At 72.0% G+C, this 14,998-nt stretch carries 17 protein-coding genes; 7 read left to right on the forward strand and 10 right to left on the reverse strand.

Annotated elements, in window-relative coordinates; genetic code table 11:
* Complete coding sequence (locus HNR02_RS07895) at window positions 1-633, reverse strand: hypothetical protein (RefSeq protein WP_246338521.1); 633 nt, start codon at window positions 631-633, stop codon at window positions 1-3.
* 61 nt (window positions 634-694) lie between these two features.
* Here HNR02_RS07895 and HNR02_RS07900 point away from each other — a divergent pair, with 61 nt between their 5' ends.
* The 3 genes from HNR02_RS07900 to HNR02_RS07910 all read left to right on the forward strand — a co-directional run bounded on the left by HNR02_RS07900 (window position 695) and on the right by HNR02_RS07910 (window position 3,352).
* Window positions 695-1,627, forward strand: coding sequence for a septum formation family protein (locus HNR02_RS07900; RefSeq protein WP_179772519.1), 933 nt, complete (start codon window positions 695-697; stop codon window positions 1,625-1,627).
* 3 nt (window positions 1,628-1,630) lie between these two features.
* Window positions 1,631-1,981, forward strand: coding sequence for a metallopeptidase family protein (locus HNR02_RS07905; RefSeq protein WP_179772520.1), 351 nt, complete (start codon window positions 1,631-1,633; stop codon window positions 1,979-1,981).
* A 159-nt stretch (window positions 1,982-2,140) separates the two neighbouring features.
* Window positions 2,141-3,352, forward strand: coding sequence for an MFS transporter (locus tag HNR02_RS07910; RefSeq protein WP_179772521.1), 1,212 nt, complete (start codon window positions 2,141-2,143; stop codon window positions 3,350-3,352).
* Here HNR02_RS07910 and HNR02_RS07915 read toward each other — a convergent pair.
* A complete protein-coding gene (locus tag HNR02_RS07915; protein WP_179772522.1) occupies window positions 3,339-4,913 on the reverse strand; it encodes an AMP-binding protein in 1,575 nt (524 codons plus the stop codon). The two genes, HNR02_RS07910 and HNR02_RS07915, sit on opposite strands and share 14 nt — an antisense overlap.
* A gap of 6 nt (window positions 4,914-4,919) precedes the next feature.
* Between HNR02_RS07915 and HNR02_RS07920 the strand changes: the two genes are divergently transcribed.
* The gene (locus HNR02_RS07920) at window positions 4,920-5,414 is read left to right on the forward strand and encodes a hypothetical protein (protein WP_246338522.1); all 495 of its coding nucleotides are present in this window, start codon (window positions 4,920-4,922) and stop codon (window positions 5,412-5,414) included.
* 25 nt (window positions 5,415-5,439) lie between these two features.
* On the opposite strand, the gene HNR02_RS07925 is transcribed toward HNR02_RS07920, so the two are convergent.
* From HNR02_RS07925 to pheA, 3 genes are all read right to left on the reverse strand, one after another.
* Entirely contained in the window at window positions 5,440-6,081 is a 642-nt protein-coding gene (locus HNR02_RS07925; RefSeq protein WP_312860941.1) for a DUF4232 domain-containing protein, read from the reverse strand.
* A 161-nt stretch (window positions 6,082-6,242) separates the two neighbouring features.
* Window positions 6,243-6,860, reverse strand: a complete 618-nt coding sequence (locus HNR02_RS07930; protein WP_179772523.1) for a histidine phosphatase family protein — start codon at window positions 6,858-6,860, stop codon at window positions 6,243-6,245.
* Window positions 6,857-7,771, reverse strand: coding sequence for a prephenate dehydratase (gene pheA / locus HNR02_RS07935; RefSeq protein WP_179772524.1), 915 nt, complete (start codon window positions 7,769-7,771; stop codon window positions 6,857-6,859). Before pheA ends, HNR02_RS07930 begins: the two co-directional genes overlap by 4 nt.
* A gap of 97 nt (window positions 7,772-7,868) precedes the next feature.
* Here pheA and HNR02_RS07940 point away from each other — a divergent pair, with 97 nt between their 5' ends.
* The 3 genes from HNR02_RS07940 (at window position 7,869) to HNR02_RS36055 (ending at window position 9,809) form a co-directional block, all read left to right on the forward strand.
* The gene (locus tag HNR02_RS07940) at window positions 7,869-8,483 is read left to right on the forward strand and encodes a macro domain-containing protein (RefSeq protein ID WP_179772525.1); all 615 of its coding nucleotides are present in this window, start codon (window positions 7,869-7,871) and stop codon (window positions 8,481-8,483) included.
* 143 nt (window positions 8,484-8,626) lie between these two features.
* Complete coding sequence (gene coaA / locus HNR02_RS07945; protein ID WP_179772526.1) at window positions 8,627-9,559, forward strand: type I pantothenate kinase; 933 nt, start codon at window positions 8,627-8,629, stop codon at window positions 9,557-9,559.
* Window positions 9,560-9,686: 127 nt separating this feature from the next.
* Window positions 9,687-9,809: a hypothetical protein gene (locus tag HNR02_RS36055; RefSeq protein ID WP_281377191.1), complete on the forward strand. Its 123-nt coding sequence runs from the start codon at window positions 9,687-9,689 to the stop codon at window positions 9,807-9,809.
* Here the strand turns inward: HNR02_RS36055 and HNR02_RS07950 are convergent.
* The 5 genes from HNR02_RS07950 to HNR02_RS07970 form a co-directional block, all read right to left on the reverse strand.
* Window positions 9,806-11,287 carry a hypothetical protein gene (locus tag HNR02_RS07950; RefSeq protein WP_179772527.1) on the reverse strand — a complete coding sequence of 494 codons (1,482 nt, stop codon included), beginning with the start codon at window positions 11,285-11,287 and terminating at the stop codon, window positions 9,806-9,808. The two genes, HNR02_RS36055 and HNR02_RS07950, sit on opposite strands and share 4 nt — an antisense overlap.
* 51 nt (window positions 11,288-11,338) lie before the next feature.
* Complete coding sequence (locus HNR02_RS07955; protein ID WP_179772528.1) at window positions 11,339-12,367, reverse strand: hypothetical protein; 1,029 nt, start codon at window positions 12,365-12,367, stop codon at window positions 11,339-11,341.
* 6 nt (window positions 12,368-12,373) lie between these two features.
* The gene (locus HNR02_RS07960) at window positions 12,374-13,546 is read right to left on the reverse strand and encodes a hypothetical protein (protein ID WP_179772529.1); all 1,173 of its coding nucleotides are present in this window, start codon (window positions 13,544-13,546) and stop codon (window positions 12,374-12,376) included.
* The gene (locus tag HNR02_RS07965; RefSeq protein WP_179772530.1) at window positions 13,543-14,568 is read right to left on the reverse strand and encodes a hypothetical protein; all 1,026 of its coding nucleotides are present in this window, start codon (window positions 14,566-14,568) and stop codon (window positions 13,543-13,545) included. The genes HNR02_RS07960 and HNR02_RS07965 overlap by 4 nt, the downstream gene beginning before the upstream one ends.
* Before the next feature lie 75 nt (window positions 14,569-14,643).
* Window positions 14,644-14,991 carry a DUF3024 domain-containing protein gene (locus tag HNR02_RS07970; RefSeq protein ID WP_179772531.1) on the reverse strand — a complete coding sequence of 116 codons (348 nt, stop codon included), beginning with the start codon at window positions 14,989-14,991 and terminating at the stop codon, window positions 14,644-14,646.
* Window positions 14,992-14,998: the final 7 nt, after the last annotated feature.

The following is a 14,998-nucleotide window of genomic DNA, read 5'->3' on the forward strand; positions in this document are numbered from 1 at the left end:
CTAGGATCCCCCGCTCTTCCCGCCGGTGTCGCTGCTGCTCCCGCCGCTGCTCTTGCCGCTGATGCCGAAGCCTCCGCGCTGCACGGTCTTGCCGGAGTTGGTCTTGACCGTCGTGTTGCCGGAGGGCTTGGTGTAGCTGCCGCCGGACACGGGCTGGCCGACCGTGCCGGTGCCGCCGTAGTTGTAGCGGTACTGCGTCATCCCGCCACCGGGCAGCGGGATGAACCAGAACCCGCCGACGGCGTTGTACTGGCCGCCGTGGGTCCGGATGTAGTCGTCGTCGCAGTACTCGTCGGGCTGCACGACGTTGTTGCCGTCGGTGCAGACGGCGCTCACCTCGTTGCCGGTGCCCGCGATGTACCAGGTCGCGACCACGGCCACCAGGCCGACCGTCACGCCGCCGCCGATCAGCACCTTGCGCCGCGTGGCGGACTTGCGCTCCGCCTCGGCGCGGGCCTCCTGCTCGGCGATCTCCTGCCGCTCCTGCTCCGCCAGCGCCTGACGCCGGGCCCGTTGCTCGGCCAGCGTCGGTTCCCGCGGCTGGGACGTGGACGGGTCCTGGAACCGCATCGACCCGCGCGGGGGCTCTTCTTCCGGGGGTCGCTGGCCGCCCGGCGCACCGTCGTCTGTCATCGCGCTCACCCTAACCACCCGAGGGGTGTCCCGTCCTCCGGACGCAGGCATTATGGGGGCGATGCTCGGAGATGGAGTGGAAAAAGGCACGCTGCGCACCCGGCTGGTGATGGCGGGTGTCTTTTTGGGCGCCATCCTGGCGTTGTCGCTGAGTGTCGCGTTCTCGTGGGGCGGGGCGGTCAGCGGCGGGGGCGAGGTCGAGGAGTCGCCCGAGGCGAAGGCCGCGTTCGCCGCGCCGCCGGGCAGTTGCGTCACCTGGACGATGCCGGACGTGTCGGACATCCACATCGTGCCGTGCGCGCAGCCGCACCTGTACGAGGTGACCGGTGTGGTCGACATCGGCGACAAGTACCCACCGGAGGCGCCGGCGCCGACGGTCGACCAGTGGCGGGACATCGCGCTGGAGCGGTGCAGTGAGGGCGTTTCGGCCTACCTGGGCGCGGCGCTGGACCCGTTCGGCAAGTTCACGGTCAGCGCCCTGCGCCCCGGCAACGACGAGTGGGCCGACGGTGAACGCGAGATGCGGTGCGTGCTGCAGTGGGCCGCGCCCGGCGGGCAGCTGGAGCCGATCACCGGCAACGCGGCGGGCCAGTCGCAGGCGGCCGTATGGGAGCCGGGGACCTGTCTGGCGCTGGCGGGCAAGACGGTCGGCAACCCGATCGACTGCGCGCGGCCGCACTCCTACGAGATCGTCGCCACACTGGACCTCAAGACGAAGTTCGACGACGGCTACCCGTCGCAGAACGACCAGAAGGCGTGGCTGGACACCGAGTGCAACAAAGCCGTGCAGGACTACGCGGGCGAGATCGATCTGGCGGCGCAGAAGCTGATCCTCGGGTGGGACGTGCGTGAGCAGGAGAGCTGGGACGTCGGTTCGACGCTGGTGAACTGCAAGGTCGGCGCGAAGCTGGAGGACAACAGCGGTCTGGCGCCGGTGACGGGCAGCATCCGCAAGGGCGGCACACCGCCGCCGTCCCCGAGCCCGGGCGGGTAGACGGTGCCGGTGGAGATGACGGCGGCCCGGTTCGAGGAACTGGTGGCCGACGCGCTGGACGAGGTCCCCGGGGAACTCGCCGGCGCCATGGACAACGTGGTCGTGCTGGTGGAGGACCACAACGAGGAAGCGCCCGACATCCTTGGCCTCTACCACGGCGTCGCACTGACCGAGCGGACCAGCGACTACGGCGGCGTGCTGCCCGACCGGATCTCCATCTACCGGACGCCGATCCTGCGGATGTGCGAGTCCGAGGACCAGGTGGTGGAGGAAGTGCTGATCACGGTCGTGCACGAAATCGCGCACCACTTCGGCATCGACGACAGCCGCCTGCACGAACTCGGCTGGGGCTAGCAGCAGCGAGGCGAGCCCGCCGGCCGGGCACCCCGCTTGCCTCGGAACTCCCCCACCCCTGCACGAAAGTCCTGATCAACTCGCTTCCCGCACCGCCCCCGTGGCAGCATACGAACACAGGGACACGGGGGATACACTGAGGGTGATCATGAAGGACCGATGCCGGTTCGGCGGCTGACCTGGCTGCTGTCGGCCAACGCGGTGGGCAACCTGGCCGACGGGATCGGCAAGGTGGCCTTCCCGCTGCTGGCCGCGACCCTGACCCGCGACCCGCTCCAGATCGGGGCCCTCTCGGCCACCCAGTTCCTGCCCTGGCTGCTGTTCGGCGTGCTCGCCGGGACGCTCGCGGACCGCGTCGACCGCAGGCGGGCCGTCATCCTCGCCAACGTCGGGCGCGCGGTGGTCGTCGGCGCCACGGCGCTGCTCGTGTACACCGGGGCGCTCACGATCTGGCTCGTTTACGTCGCCGCGCTGCTGCTGGGCGCGGCGGAGACCGTCGCGGAGAGCGCGGGCAACGCGATGATCCCGGCCCTGGCCCGCCCGGACCAGCTGGAGAGCGCGAACAGCAAGTTCCAGGCCGCGGAGATCCTGGGCCAGACGTTCCTGGGCGGGCCGGTCGGCAGCCTCACGTTCGCGGTGTTCGCCGCGTTCCCGTTCCTGCTGAACTCGGCGGGCTTCGCGATCGCCGCCGCGCTGCTGCTCGGCCTCGCGGGCGGTTTCCGCCCGAAGGCACCCGCCGAACCGACCCGGTTGCGCACCGACCTCGTCGACGGCCTCCGCTGGCTGCTGCACCACCCGCTGCTGCTCCGCCTGGTGATCGTCGCCGGGCTGATCAGTTTCACCAGTGAGCTGGCCCAGGCCCAGCTGGTGCTGTACGCGCTCGAAGACCTCGGCTTGAGCGAGGCCGCGTTCGGGCTGTTCACGTTCGTCGGCGGTATCGGCGGGCTGATCGGCGCCGCCGTGGCGCCCCGTCTGGTGCGGCGCGCCGGACGGCGGCCGGTGCTGGTCAGCGGCATCGTCGCGGGTGGTCTCGGCTTCGGCGCGATGGGCCTGGTGCATCAGCCGGTCGCGTCGGCGGCGCTGTTCGGCCTGTTCGCGGCCGCCGTCGTGGCGGTGAACGTCGTGCTGGCGACCGCCCGCCACACGCTGGTGCCGGGCGAACTGCTCGGCCGTGTGCTGGGGGTGTGGCGGACGGTCGTGTGGGGTGCGATCCCGCTCGGCGCCCTGCTCGGGGGCGCGTTGACGCAGGTGCTGGGCAGTGCGAGCGCGACGTTCGCGGTGTCCGGCGCGGCGCAGATCGCGCTGGCCGCGCTCGCCGCGCTCCTGCTGTGGCGCTTTTCCCTCGAACGCGAGGCGGTCAGCTCTTCCTGAGCAGGAACCGCTGCACCTTGCCGCTCGGCGTCTTCGGCAGCTCCGGCACGAAGTGCACCTGACGCGGATAGGCGTGCGCGGCGAAGCGCGTCTTCACCAGCTGCTGCAGCTCCGCGACCAGCTCCTCGCCGGGCTCGGCACCCGCGCGGAGCACGACGAACGCGGCCAGCACCTCGCCCCGCAGCTCGTCCGGCAGCCCGACGACGGCCGCCTCGGCGACGGACTCGTGCTGCAGCAGCACGCTCTCCACCTCGAACGGCCCGATCCGGTACCCGGCCATCAGGATCACGTCGTCGTCCCGCGACGCGAACGTGAAGTAGCCGTCCGGGGACTTCGTCGCCACGTCGCCGGTCAGGTACCAGCGGCCGTCCGCGGAGAACCGTTCCGCGGTGCGGTCGGGCGCGTCGCGGTAGCCGGTGAACCACATCAGCGGGCTCTCGTGCAGGTCGACGGCCACGCGGCCCTGTTCCCCGTCCGGCGCGACCTCGTCGGAGTCCGGCCGCAGCACCTGGGCCGCCCAGCCCGGCAGCACGCGCCCCATCGAGCCCGGCCGCAGCTCGCCCCGCACGTCCGGGTGCCAGCCGTTGCCGATCACCATGCCCAGCTCGGTCTGGCCGTAGTGGTCCAGGATCGGCACGCCGAAGCTCTTCCGCGCCCACTCGATGACGTCGGGGTTCAGCGGCTCGCCCGCGGACGAGCAGTGCCGCAGCGCGAGCCCGTCCGGCACCGGCACGTCGGCGTTGCGCAGCGCCCGGTACACCGTCGGCCCGGCGGTGAAGTTGGTGACGCCGAAACGTTCCAGCACCGCGTAGGTCAGCTCCGGCGAGAACCCGGCGTGCAGCAGGAGGCTGCGCTGCCCGAGGGCCAATGGGCCGATCAGGGCGTAGTACAGCCCGTACGCCCAGCCCGGGTCGGCGGCGTTCCAGAACACGTCGCCGGGCCGCTGGTCCAGGCCGGTCTCCTGGTACATCCGGAACGTGGCGAGCGCACGGGCCGGGATCGGCACACCCTTCGGCGTTCCCGTCGTGCCGGAGGTGTACAGCTCGATGATCGTGCCGTCGCCGCCCACCGTCTCCGGTTCCGGCTGCGGTTCGGCGCGCAACAGGTCGGCGAACGCGAGGTCGTCGCCGCTCGCCTCCCCGGTGACGATCACCCGCCGCTCACCAGGGACTTCGTCGAGCTTCGCGCGCTGCGACGCGTCCGCGACGACCACCCGCACGCCACCGGTCCTGGTCTCGATCGCGGGCGGCGCGAACGCGGTGAACAGCGGCACCTGCACCGCGCCCAGCCGCCAGATCCCCAGCACCGCGACGACGAGGTCCGCGGACTTCGCCATCAGCGTCGCGACGCGGTCACCACGGCCGACGCCCAGACCGGCGAGCGACGTCGCGAAGCGCGCGGACGCGTCCCGCAACTCGCCGAACGTGACGTCCCGGCTGGTCAGGTCCGGTTCGACCACCGTGAGCGCCACGGCGTCGGCCGGGTGGTCGTCGCACAGCAGCCGCGCCACGCAGGCGCCGGGCCGGTCGTAGCGGGACAGCAGGTCGGCGATGCTCGTCATGAGCGCATGCTGCTCGGCCGCGCCGCCGTCCGCCACCCCCGGATGGGGGCCGATCAGCGTCTGGTGCCGCCCGCCCGGCTGGTGCTGGAATGTCCTATGCGGATCAGCGATCCCGGTGAGCCGGTCGCGGCGCGGCGACGGCTCGTCCTCGCCAGCGTCGCCGGCTTCGCGCTGGGCGCCGGGCTGATCGGCGTGCTGTGGGCGTCCAGCACCGCGGTGAGCGGCCCGACCGCGGACGCCAGAGCCGCCTGCGACGCGCTGTCCAGGGCCGGGCCGCTGCCCGAGGGCCGGATCGGCCGGGGCACGCTCGAACCCGGCGTGCTGCAGCACATCATGGCGGCCGACCAGCTCGCCTCGGCGGCCGCCGAGGTCAGCTCGGCCTACGACGACCTCGCCGACCGCATCGACGGTGTCCGCCGGATGGCGCTGAGCCTCAACTTCGCCGACCCCAACGGTCGCCGCGACCTCGCCGACGCCCGCGAACTGTGCGACACCATATGACGTTGGGGAGCCGGGGGCGGTGGCGTTACCGGCCGCCGCCGTTGCCCTTTTCGATGGTCTTGACCGTGAGCTGCTCGCCAGGGATCTTGTCGCTCGCGCAGCCAGTGGTGGGCAGCTCGACGAACATCGAGGCCGTCTCCTGCGGCGGGTAGATCCGCAGGCCGCGCACCTGCTGCGGCTGGCAGGTCACCGTGTCGTAGTTCTGCACGTTGACGAACCCGATCTCGGCGTAGGCGGTGTCGCCGTTGTTCAGCGTGAAGGCCCCGCCCTTCTCGCCCTTCCGGACCGCTGGGGCGCCCACCTGGTGCCCGTCCTCGCCCGCGACGTAGGAGACGCCGGGGAAGCCCTGGATGACACACGGGTGGTCACTCACGTTCGTGAAGATCAGCGGCCGGTACACGGTGCCGGCACCGGCGTCGCCCTGGCCCATCGTGAGCTTGAGGTCGCCGGACTTGCACAGCGTGTCGGCGGTCTTCGTGCCGGTGGCCTCGTCCGGTGCGCTGGTCGTGGCGCTTTCGGTCGTCGGCGCCGCGGCCGAGGTGCTCTGCGGGGTGGTGGCCGGAGCGCTCGACTCCGCGGCGTTCTCGGTTCCTGCCGTCCCGCACCCGGTCACCACGGCCGCCAGGGCGGCGGCCGACACACCCAGTCCGATGCGCACTGCGTTCACTCGAAGCACGATCTTTCCCCTCCCTGTGCTGATCGAAGCACTACCCGGAGGACGTGCGGTCCACACGCAGGGTTGCGCGGGCTACGCGATTCTCCGACCATCCGCGGCGACATGCGGTGAAAGTACAACAGGGCGGGATCCGGTACCGGCCGGAATGTCGCCTACATGGGCATTCCGACCCAGTTCAGGCATCGCCAGCCGCCGTCGGTCCGCCGCTCCAGCTCGATGACGCCGGTGTTCGGGACGAGACCCTGATCCGCCAGCTCGGGCCGCACGTTCGGGGCCAGCCATTCGGCGCCGAGCCGCATCAGGCCACCGTGGCTCACCAGCACCACGACATCCTCCGATCGGGTGGCAGCGTGACGCTGGGCAAGACCCTCGACCGCGGTGGTGAACCGCTTCCTGGCCTGCTCACCGGTCTCGCCGCCGGGCATCGCCACGTCCAGTTCACCGCGGGTCCACTGCGCGACGACGGACACGTACGTCTCGACCGCGGCCTGATCGTTGCGGCCTTCCAGGTCGCCGACGACGATCTCGTGCACACCCTCGACCCGCTCGACCGGCAGGCCCAGCGCCTGCGCCAGCGGAGCGGCGGTCTGTTGCGCGCGAGTCGCGTAGGAGGCGTGGACGGCCCGCACCGGCTCGGCCGCGAGCTTCCCGGCGAGCTGCCGCGCCTGCTCCCGGCCCAGCTCGGTCAGTTCGGGACCGGGCAGGGCGGTGTCGAGGATCTTCGCCACGTTGGCCGGGGTCTGCCCGTGCCTGACCAGGTACAGCTTCACGCCTGCTCCCCTCTCTGCACGGCCGCGACCCAGCCGTCGGCATCGGCGAAATCCTCGTTGCGGGCCGCGGGTTCGATGGTGGCGCGGACCCCGTCGGCGCGGGCGAACGAGCCGAGGAACCGGACATCGCGGCAGCGACGGCGCAGCGCGGACACCGCGTCGGCGATGCGTGGTTCCGCCACGTGCCCCTCGAAGTCGATGAAGAACCGGTACTCGCCGAAGTTCTGCTTGTTCGGACGGGCATCGAGGCGCGTCAGGTTGATGCCGCGGGTCGCGAGTTCGGTGAGCAGCGCGGCGAGTGTGCCGGTGCGGTTGGCGGCCGCCGCGACGAGCGACGTGCGGTCGGCACCCGTCGGATCGGGCAGCGTCACCGGGGGTTTGCGCATCAGCAGGAACCGCGTGCGGGCGTCGCGGACATCGGCGACCTCGGTGGCCAGCACCTTCAGCGGGTAGTGCTCGACCGCCACCGGCGCCGTCACCGCCGCGTCGAACTCCCCGGCCTGCACCGCGACCGCGGCGGCGGCGGTCGATCCCGCGGCCACCGCGCGCGCGCCGGGCAGGTTCTCCTCCAGCCACTGGCGAACCTGGGCCAGCGCGTGCGGATGGCTCGCCACCGTACGGATTTCGCCGGCGTCCTCGCGTGTGAGGACGCTGAAATGCACCGGCAGCAAGGCTTCCGCGACACCGATCAGCGGCTCGCGCTCGGCGAGGCTGTCCAGCGTCGCGGGAACGGCGCCCTCGACGGAGTTCTCGACCGGCACGCACGCCGCGTCGGCCTCGCCCTTGCGGACGGCGTCGAGCGCCTGCGGGATCGTTTCGGCGGCGACGAGTTCGTCTCCCGGCGTGGTGAAAGTGCGGGCCGCCTGCTCGGTGAACGTCCCGATCGGCCCGAAATATGCGATCCGTGACACGCCGACAGGCTACGCACCGCGGCCGGTGCTGCTCTGTTCAGGCGTTCGAGTGGGTCTCGTGGTTACGTGCAGTCGCGTTTTTTGGCATGGTGTAGGGGTGACTGCCGAATCGGGCACCCAACCCACCGGCAAGCGAACGGAGGACCAGGTCGCACCCGCAACTCCCGCCCTGGTGCTGTGTGCCGTCGACGAACCACTCGCCAGCGCGTGGCGATCCGTTGTGGACACCATGACCGGATCGGTGCGCGTGCACCGGGGTTCGGTGCTGGACGTGGTCGCCGACGCCGTGGTGAGCCCGGCGAACTCGTCCGGCTGGATGCGCGGCGGGATCGACGCCGTCTACGCGCGGGCGTTCCCGTCGGTCGAACAGAACGTGCGCAGCGCGGTCCTCGCCTACCACGGCGGCGAACTCCCCGTCGGCGACGCGGTCGTGGTGCCCACCGGTGAGCCCGCGCCGGCGTGGCTGATCAGCGCGCCGACGATGCGTGAGCCCGGCGAACGCCTGCCCGCCGACACGGTGCACCCGTACCTGGCGGCGCGAGCGGTGTTCCTGCGCTGGCGCGACGGCACGCTCGAACAGGGCGTCCCGGTGCGCGCGGTCGTCGAAACGATCGCGATGCCCGGTCTGGGCACCGGGGTCGGCGGGGTCGGTCCGGAGACCTGCGCCCGTCAGGTCGCGGCGGCCTGGGACGAGGTCTTCCGGCGGAAATAACGCTCCCGCGCTGGTCACCAGGCGGATCCGGGCCGCGTGTAGAAGGTCACAGCGCATTCACGCGCGGTAAGCCCTACCGTTGAAGCTGCGTTACCGGAGATGTCGACGCCAGCCCAGCCCACCGACGGGCAAGGAGTGTGGGAATGCCACGGGTACGTGAGCTCAGCCCGTACGTCGAGCTCCACCGGGAGCAGTGGCGGGAACTGCGCCGCAGCACCCCGCTGCCGCTGACGGCCGAGGAGCTGCGCCGCCTGCGGGGCCTCGGGGAGCAGATCGACCTGACCGAGGTCGCCGAGATCTACCTGCCGCTGTCGCGGATGATCAACCTGCAGGTCGCGGCCCGTCAGCGTCTGTACGAGGCGACCACGAGCTTCCTCGGCGAGGACTGCCGCGGCACGAAGGTGCCGTTCGTGATCGGCATCGCGGGCAGCGTCGCGGTCGGCAAGTCGACCACCGCGCGCATCCTGCGCACCCTGCTCGCCCGCTGGCCCGACCACCCGCGCGTCGACCTGGTCACCACCGACGGGTTCCTGTACCCGAAGGCCGAGCTGGTGCGGCGCGGCATCATGCACCGCAAGGGCTTCCCGGAGAGCTACGACCGCCGCGCGCTGCTGCGGTTCGTGTCCGACGTCAAGTCCGGCGCCGAATCGGTCAGCGCGCCGGTGTACTCCCACCTGGCCTACGACATCCTGCCCGGCGAGGAGCAGGTCGTGAACCGGCCGGACATCCTCATCATCGAGGGCCTCAACGTGCTGCAGCCGGGCCCGAGCCTGACCGTGTCGGACCTGTTCGACTTCTCCATCTACGTCGACGCGCACATCGAGGACATCGAACACTGGTACGTGGAGCGGTTCCTCAAACTGCGCGGCACGGCCTTCGCCGACCCCGCCTCGCACTTCCACCACTTCGCGACGCTGGACGACGTCGAGGCCCGCGCCGAGGCGCGGCACCTGTGGCGCACCATCAACGAACCGAACCTGGTGGACAACATCCTGCCGACCCGCCCGCGCGCGACGCTGGTGCTCCGAAAGGACGCCGACCACAGCATCAACCGCGTCCGCCTGCGCAAACTGTAGGCGCCTCCTCGGCCGAACGGCTGATTCCGCCGTCGGAGTGGTAACCGGTTGGCCGATACCGCCGGTAGGCCGCGAACCGCACCCTGTAGTACAGGAAACACGCTCTGACCAGGGAGGAGGCCCGCCGATGTTCGCGATCATCGCCACCTGGGTCGGCGCCGTGCTCGGGATCACGGTGCTGCTGGTGATGGCCTTCGGTGCGTTCGTCCTCGACTTCGAAGACGCGCTCGCCGACCGCCGCCGTACCTAAGCCGGTCCGTCGTCGGTGGTGACCTGCAGGTCGTCGAGGGCGGTCAGGTAGTCGTCGAGGTCGAACTCCAGTTCGTCGTCCTCGTCGTAGGTGAGCCGCTCCTCGAGGACCGCGGTCAGCTCCGCCAGGACCTCGTCGCGTTCCAGGCCGGACTCGGTCAGGCGCTGCGCGGCCGCCCACGTCTCGGCGGGCTCGCCGTCCCACAGCTGGTCGACGACCGTGGTCAGCGCGACCGCACGCAGCTCCGACTCGTCGTCTTCGAACTCCGCCGCGAACTCGGCCAGCACGAGCATGCGCCGCTGCTCCGGATCGGACGGGTCGAGCTCGACCTCGTCGTCCTCGGTCTCGACGGTCAGCGACGGGAGGGCGAACTGGCGGCGTTCGAGCAGCTCCTGCACGGCGTCCGGGGTGAGGTCGTCGGAACCGGCCAGGTAGGCGTCCAAAGAGGACTCACCTTCGGGCTCGCGGTCGTCCAGCCTGTCCTCGACGGCCTCGACCAGCGCGGTGAGGGCGTCCTCGGCCAGGCCGTCGCGCTCGCCGAACACGCGCGCCCACACCGGCAGCAGCGCGGCCATCGCCGCGTCCTGCTCGTCGGTCAGCTCGATCTGCCCGTCGTCCACGAAATCCACAAAGGACGTCAGCTTGGCCGGGCCGACCCGCAGCGGGCGCCGCGAGTCGTGCTCCAGCCCGAACTCGATGACGCGCAGCGCGACCACGCGGGCGTCCTCGCTGTCGCCGACCTCGTCGCCGGCCGCGGCGAAGAAGGAGTCGATGATCTCGGCCTGCTCCTCGACGGTGAGCGGCTCCGGCTCCTCGACCTCGTCCGGCTCCGGCAGGGTGCGCAGCCGGGCCAGCGCGAGCGCGCGGAACCGGACGAAGTCCTCGCCCACCTCGGGCTCGGCCTGCCATTCGGTGCCCGCGAAGGCGTCCGCGACCACCTCGTGCGCGACCTCGGGGCCGATCCGCTCGCTGGTCGACTCGCCGACGGCCCGCAGCTCGGCCAGCACGTCCTGGGGCGACTCGACGATCGCGGCGTCGGTGACCCATCCGCCGAAGCTGCCGTAGTTGATCGAGACGACCAGCCCGTGGGTGCCGAACGAGACCAGCACGGAACTCTCGTCGCCGTAGACGTCCGTGGTGCGCCAGCACTCGCCCGCGGTGACCTGGTTCAGCCGCGGCGCCCACGCCGGTTCGGGCAGGCCGAACTTCTCCAGCGCCAGTCCCGCGGCCTCGCGGTGGTCCTCGTCGGTGGCCAGCACCCGCAGCGCGGCCAGCGCCGGGACCAGGCGCTCCGGCTCGGCGGTCCGCGCGGCGAGGTCGATCAGCCCGGCCGCGAGATCGTCGTCGGCCTCCCACCACTCGCCGAGGATCTCCGAGGTGACCAGCTCGACGCGGGTCGGATCGGCGTCGTTCCCCAGCTCGGCGAAGGCGTTCAGAACCTCGTCGAAGGGAGTCTCCAGCTGCGGCACCTCGGTCATGGAGCCATGTTCGCACCAGCGGCGCCCGCCCCCACGAGCGGGACCGCCGTTTCACTCCTTGGGCAGAGCGATCCGGGCGTTCCGGATTTCGGCGATCAACCGGGCCTTGCGGCGGTGGGTCGCGACCAGCTCCGCGAGGTAGGGCGCGAACTCCGCCTGCCTGCCGACGGTGCGGTACAGCGTGCGCAGCCGGCGCAGCGCCCGCGCGGCCTCGCGGTAGTGCTCGACGCTCTTGCGGCCGATCAGCTCGTCGACGTGGCGCCGGTGCACGTCCAGCAGCTCGGCGGCCTCGTCGCACCGGCCCGCGGCGACCAGACCGCCGATCAGCTCGTCGGCGTGCTCCGGGGTCGGCTCCCGCTCGAACTGGGCGCGCTGCAGGCTGAGCACGTCGTCGGCCAGCTCGGTCGCGGCCGGGTCCTGCTTGAGGGCGCGGGCGGCGTAGGTGATCGCCTCACCGGTGCGCCCGGCGGCCCGCAGCACGCGGACGATGCGCAGGCTCGCCTCCAGCCGCGGGAGCTGCCGGGACAGGATCGCGACCAGGCCGTCGACGTCGCCGGAGATCTCCACGAGCTGCTCGTGCAGCCGCTCGGCCACCGCCTCCCGCACCGGGTCGCGGCGGGCCCTGTCGACGTGCGAGCGCAGCTGGGCCAGCCCGGTTTCGCCGAGCGCGGCGGCGAACTCGGCCAGGTCCACCTCCGGCCGGGGGCCGTCGAACGCGATCCCCGCCAGCCAGTCCGCCAGCTCGACGGGGTCCGGCGGCCGCGCCACGCACGCCCGCGCGTAGAGGCCGAGCGCCCGGCGCAGCTCGGCGCCGTCGCCCTCGTCACGGCTGATGCGCTCGACGGTGCGGCGCGCGAGCGGGGCCACGTCGGCGCGGGTGCCGGAGTCGAGCAGGCGCTGCACGGTGTCCAGCACCGGGCCGATCGTGCTGGGCTCGGGTTCGCGCTCGGATGTCCCGGCCCGGTCTTCGAGCGACCGCCGCAGCTCCGGATCGCGCCCGGCCTGCTCCAGCAGCAACCCGGCCAGCGTCTCGGCGTCGAGGGATTTCAGGTAGGCGCGGAGATCGCTCACCCCGCACATCCTGGCCTACGGGCGGCGCAGGGCGATCGGGACGGCACTCTCCGTTTCGTGATCGAAATCGTCCCGGTACTCGGCGAGCCGCGCGCGGAACTCCTCGACGATCTCCTCCAGCTCCTCCAGCAGCCGGTCGATCGCCGACGGCGCCAGGCCCGAGCGCGCTCCGGCCCACCTGGCCCACGACGGCAGGACGATGAGCAGACCCTCCAGCACGTCGTCCGAGGTTTCGCCGGCCCAGAGGACATGGTCGAGCAGCACCTCGAACTTGCCGGGGCCGACGCGCAGCGGCTGCCCGAGGTCGTCGTCGCAGCCGAAGTCGACGATGATCCGGACGCTGCGCGCGAGGTCGCCGGTGACCTCGCCGGATTCGGCCAGGAACGCGCCGACCAGCTCGTCTCGCTCGTCGTCGCCGAACGTCTCGGGCTCGACCACCGGGTCGGCGGGCGGCATGGCCCGCAGCCGCGCCGCGACCAGGGCACGCATCGGGGCGAACGGGTCCTCTTCCGCCACCGCCGGGGGCAACAGGGCGATGACGCTCTCGTTGACCGCGATGGCGTCTTCGAGGATCCGGCGCGCGCGGGCGGGCGGAACCGGCTCGGTCACCATGACCTCGCTGGCCTCCTGGCCCGCGCGCATCTCGTCGACGACCTCGTCGACGTTGTCGATGAGGTAGAGGTCGCCCAGCCCGCCACCGCTGAAATCGACCTCGGCGACCAACCCGTGCGGTTTCCCGCCCAGCCTGCAGCGCAGCACCAGCGCGGCGCCGTCGCCGAACACGTCGGCCTGCTGCCAGCACTCGTCGACGACGACCGCACCCAGGGCCTCGCCCCACGGCGGCTCCGGCATGGCGGTGAACGCGTCGGCCGCCGCGGCGGCGCGGGTGCGCTGCGCCTCGGTGAGGCCGAGGTGCTCGATCATGCGCAGCAGCGCGCGGGCGGCCGGGCTCGGCCTGCGGGCGGCGTCGTCGATCAGCGGCAGCAGCACGTCGTGCTCGGCGCCCGCGGGCTGCCACAGGTCACCGAGGATGGTCGAGGCGATCAGCTCGACCTCGACCGGATCACGCTCGGCGAGCGCGTCGTCGGCGTCGGCGAGAACGGTTTTGAGCAGCTGGCGGCGTTCCGTCGCGAGACTGGACTTCGTGGTCTTCTTGGTGGGCTTGCGGCCCCGGCTGACCGGGCTCATCCGCTCATAGTGGCACGCCCCGGCACCGCCTTGGGCACGGCGATGCGGGCGTTGCGGACCTCGACCAGCAGGCGTGTCTTGCGCTTGTGCGTCTCGACCAGTCCGGCCAGGTACTCGCCGAACTCGGGCACGAGATCCGCGCGCCGGTGCAGGGTGCGCAGGTCACGCAGCCGCCGGGCCGCCTCGCGGTAGCCGCCGGGGGCCCTGAGCTGGATCAGTTCCTCGACGTGCACGCGGTAGACGGGGATCGCCCCGGCCGGATCGCGATCGGCGAGACGGCCGAGGGCGTCGTCCCGCTCGGCGGGCCAGCGGTCGAGCTCCTCGGCGGCGGCACGCAACGCGCGGTAGGTGCCGGGCGAGGGGTGACGGCGGAACTCGGCGCGGCGCAGGGCGAGCACGCCTTCGTGTGGGTGCACGACGGTGCGCGCGGCGTGGGCGATGGCTTCGCCGTGGCGGCCCGCCGAACGCAGCAGGCGGACGATGCGCAGTGTGGTGGCCGGGGTGGGTGGCTGGGCGGAGAGGATTTCCAGCAGCGTGTCGACGTCGCCGGTGACCTCGGCGAGCTGCTCGGTGAGACGGGGGTCGGGCGGACCTTGCGCGAGCGCCGCCCGGATGTGCGCCAGTCCCTCGTCGCCGAGAGCGGGCGCGAAATCGGCGAGGGTGATTTCCGGCTGTCCGGGACGGTCCTTCGCCGCCAGCAGCCAGTCGGCCAGTTCGCGCGGATCGGGCGGGTGGACGGCGCAGGCGCGGGCGTACAAGCCGATCGCGCGGCGCAGCTCGGCTCCGGTGGCGTCGCTGTCGGCCATGCGGCGGGCCAGCGGGGTCAGATCGGCCTGGGTCCCGGCGTCGAGAAGTCGTTGCAGAGTGTCGAGAACCGGGCCGGCCTTCCCTTGCGCGACGGCGCGCAGTTCCAGCTCATGCCGTAACCGAGGGTCACGGACGGCCTGATCGAGCAGGAGTTCGGCCAGCGTCTCCGCATCGAGGGTGCGCAGGTACGCACGCAGATCCGGAGCCGGGGTCACGCGAACAATCCTGCCGCACCCGAAGGTGGGAGACTGTCACCCGGCAGCGTGGACTTGCTTGACGGAGAGTGAGCATCAACAGGGGCTGAGCCACTGGAAGAAGTACCCGGTGGACGCGCCACGATCGAGGTCGTCCAACAGGGGGACGGGCGAGATCTCCGGAACGCTGCGCGGATACGGGCGCCACCGGCCCGCGTCGGCGAGGTAGTAGAGCGACCACATCTCGTCGGCGCCGTAGCGGAGCTGGGCGAAGGGGCGTTCGGCCGCTCCCCCGCTCGACCGGTCGGCGCGCCGCTCGACGAGGGTCACGATGCGCCCGCGCCAGCGGGACCCGATCGTGTACTCACCGCGCTGACCAGCCGGAACCCGCCGCTCACACCAGCGATCGATCTGGCGTTGCTGGAGCTCGGGAATCGGCGACATACCCACA

This window comes from Amycolatopsis endophytica (assembly GCF_013410405.1).
GTDB lineage: Bacteria > Actinomycetota > Actinomycetes > Mycobacteriales > Pseudonocardiaceae > Amycolatopsis_E > Amycolatopsis_E endophytica.

Coding starts and splice junctions, on each gene's coding strand:
- HNR02_RS07950 (WP_179772527.1), bottom strand. CDS start 11,287: ATGACCGAGGTGCCGCAGCTGGAGACTCCCTTCGACGAGGTTCTGAAC.
- HNR02_RS07915 (WP_179772522.1), bottom strand. CDS start 4,913: ATGACGAGCATCGCCGACCTGCTGTCCCGCTACGACCGGCCCGGCGCC.
- HNR02_RS07955 (WP_179772528.1), bottom strand. CDS start 12,367: ATGTGCGGGGTGAGCGATCTCCGCGCCTACCTGAAATCCCTCGACGCC.
- HNR02_RS07910 (WP_179772521.1), top strand. CDS start 2,141: ATGCCGGTTCGGCGGCTGACCTGGCTGCTGTCGGCCAACGCGGTGGGC.
- HNR02_RS36055 (WP_281377191.1), top strand. CDS start 9,687: ATGTTCGCGATCATCGCCACCTGGGTCGGCGCCGTGCTCGGGATCACG.
- HNR02_RS07900 (WP_179772519.1), top strand. CDS start 695: ATGCTCGGAGATGGAGTGGAAAAAGGCACGCTGCGCACCCGGCTGGTG.
- coaA (WP_179772526.1), top strand. CDS start 8,627: ATGCCACGGGTACGTGAGCTCAGCCCGTACGTCGAGCTCCACCGGGAG.
- HNR02_RS07920 (WP_246338522.1), top strand. CDS start 4,920: ATGCTGCTCGGCCGCGCCGCCGTCCGCCACCCCCGGATGGGGGCCGAT.
- HNR02_RS07960 (WP_179772529.1), bottom strand. CDS start 13,546: ATGAGCCCGGTCAGCCGGGGCCGCAAGCCCACCAAGAAGACCACGAAG.
- HNR02_RS07970 (WP_179772531.1), bottom strand. CDS start 14,991: ATGTCGCCGATTCCCGAGCTCCAGCAACGCCAGATCGATCGCTGGTGT.
- HNR02_RS07895 (WP_246338521.1), bottom strand. CDS start 633: ATGACAGACGACGGTGCGCCGGGCGGCCAGCGACCCCCGGAAGAAGAG.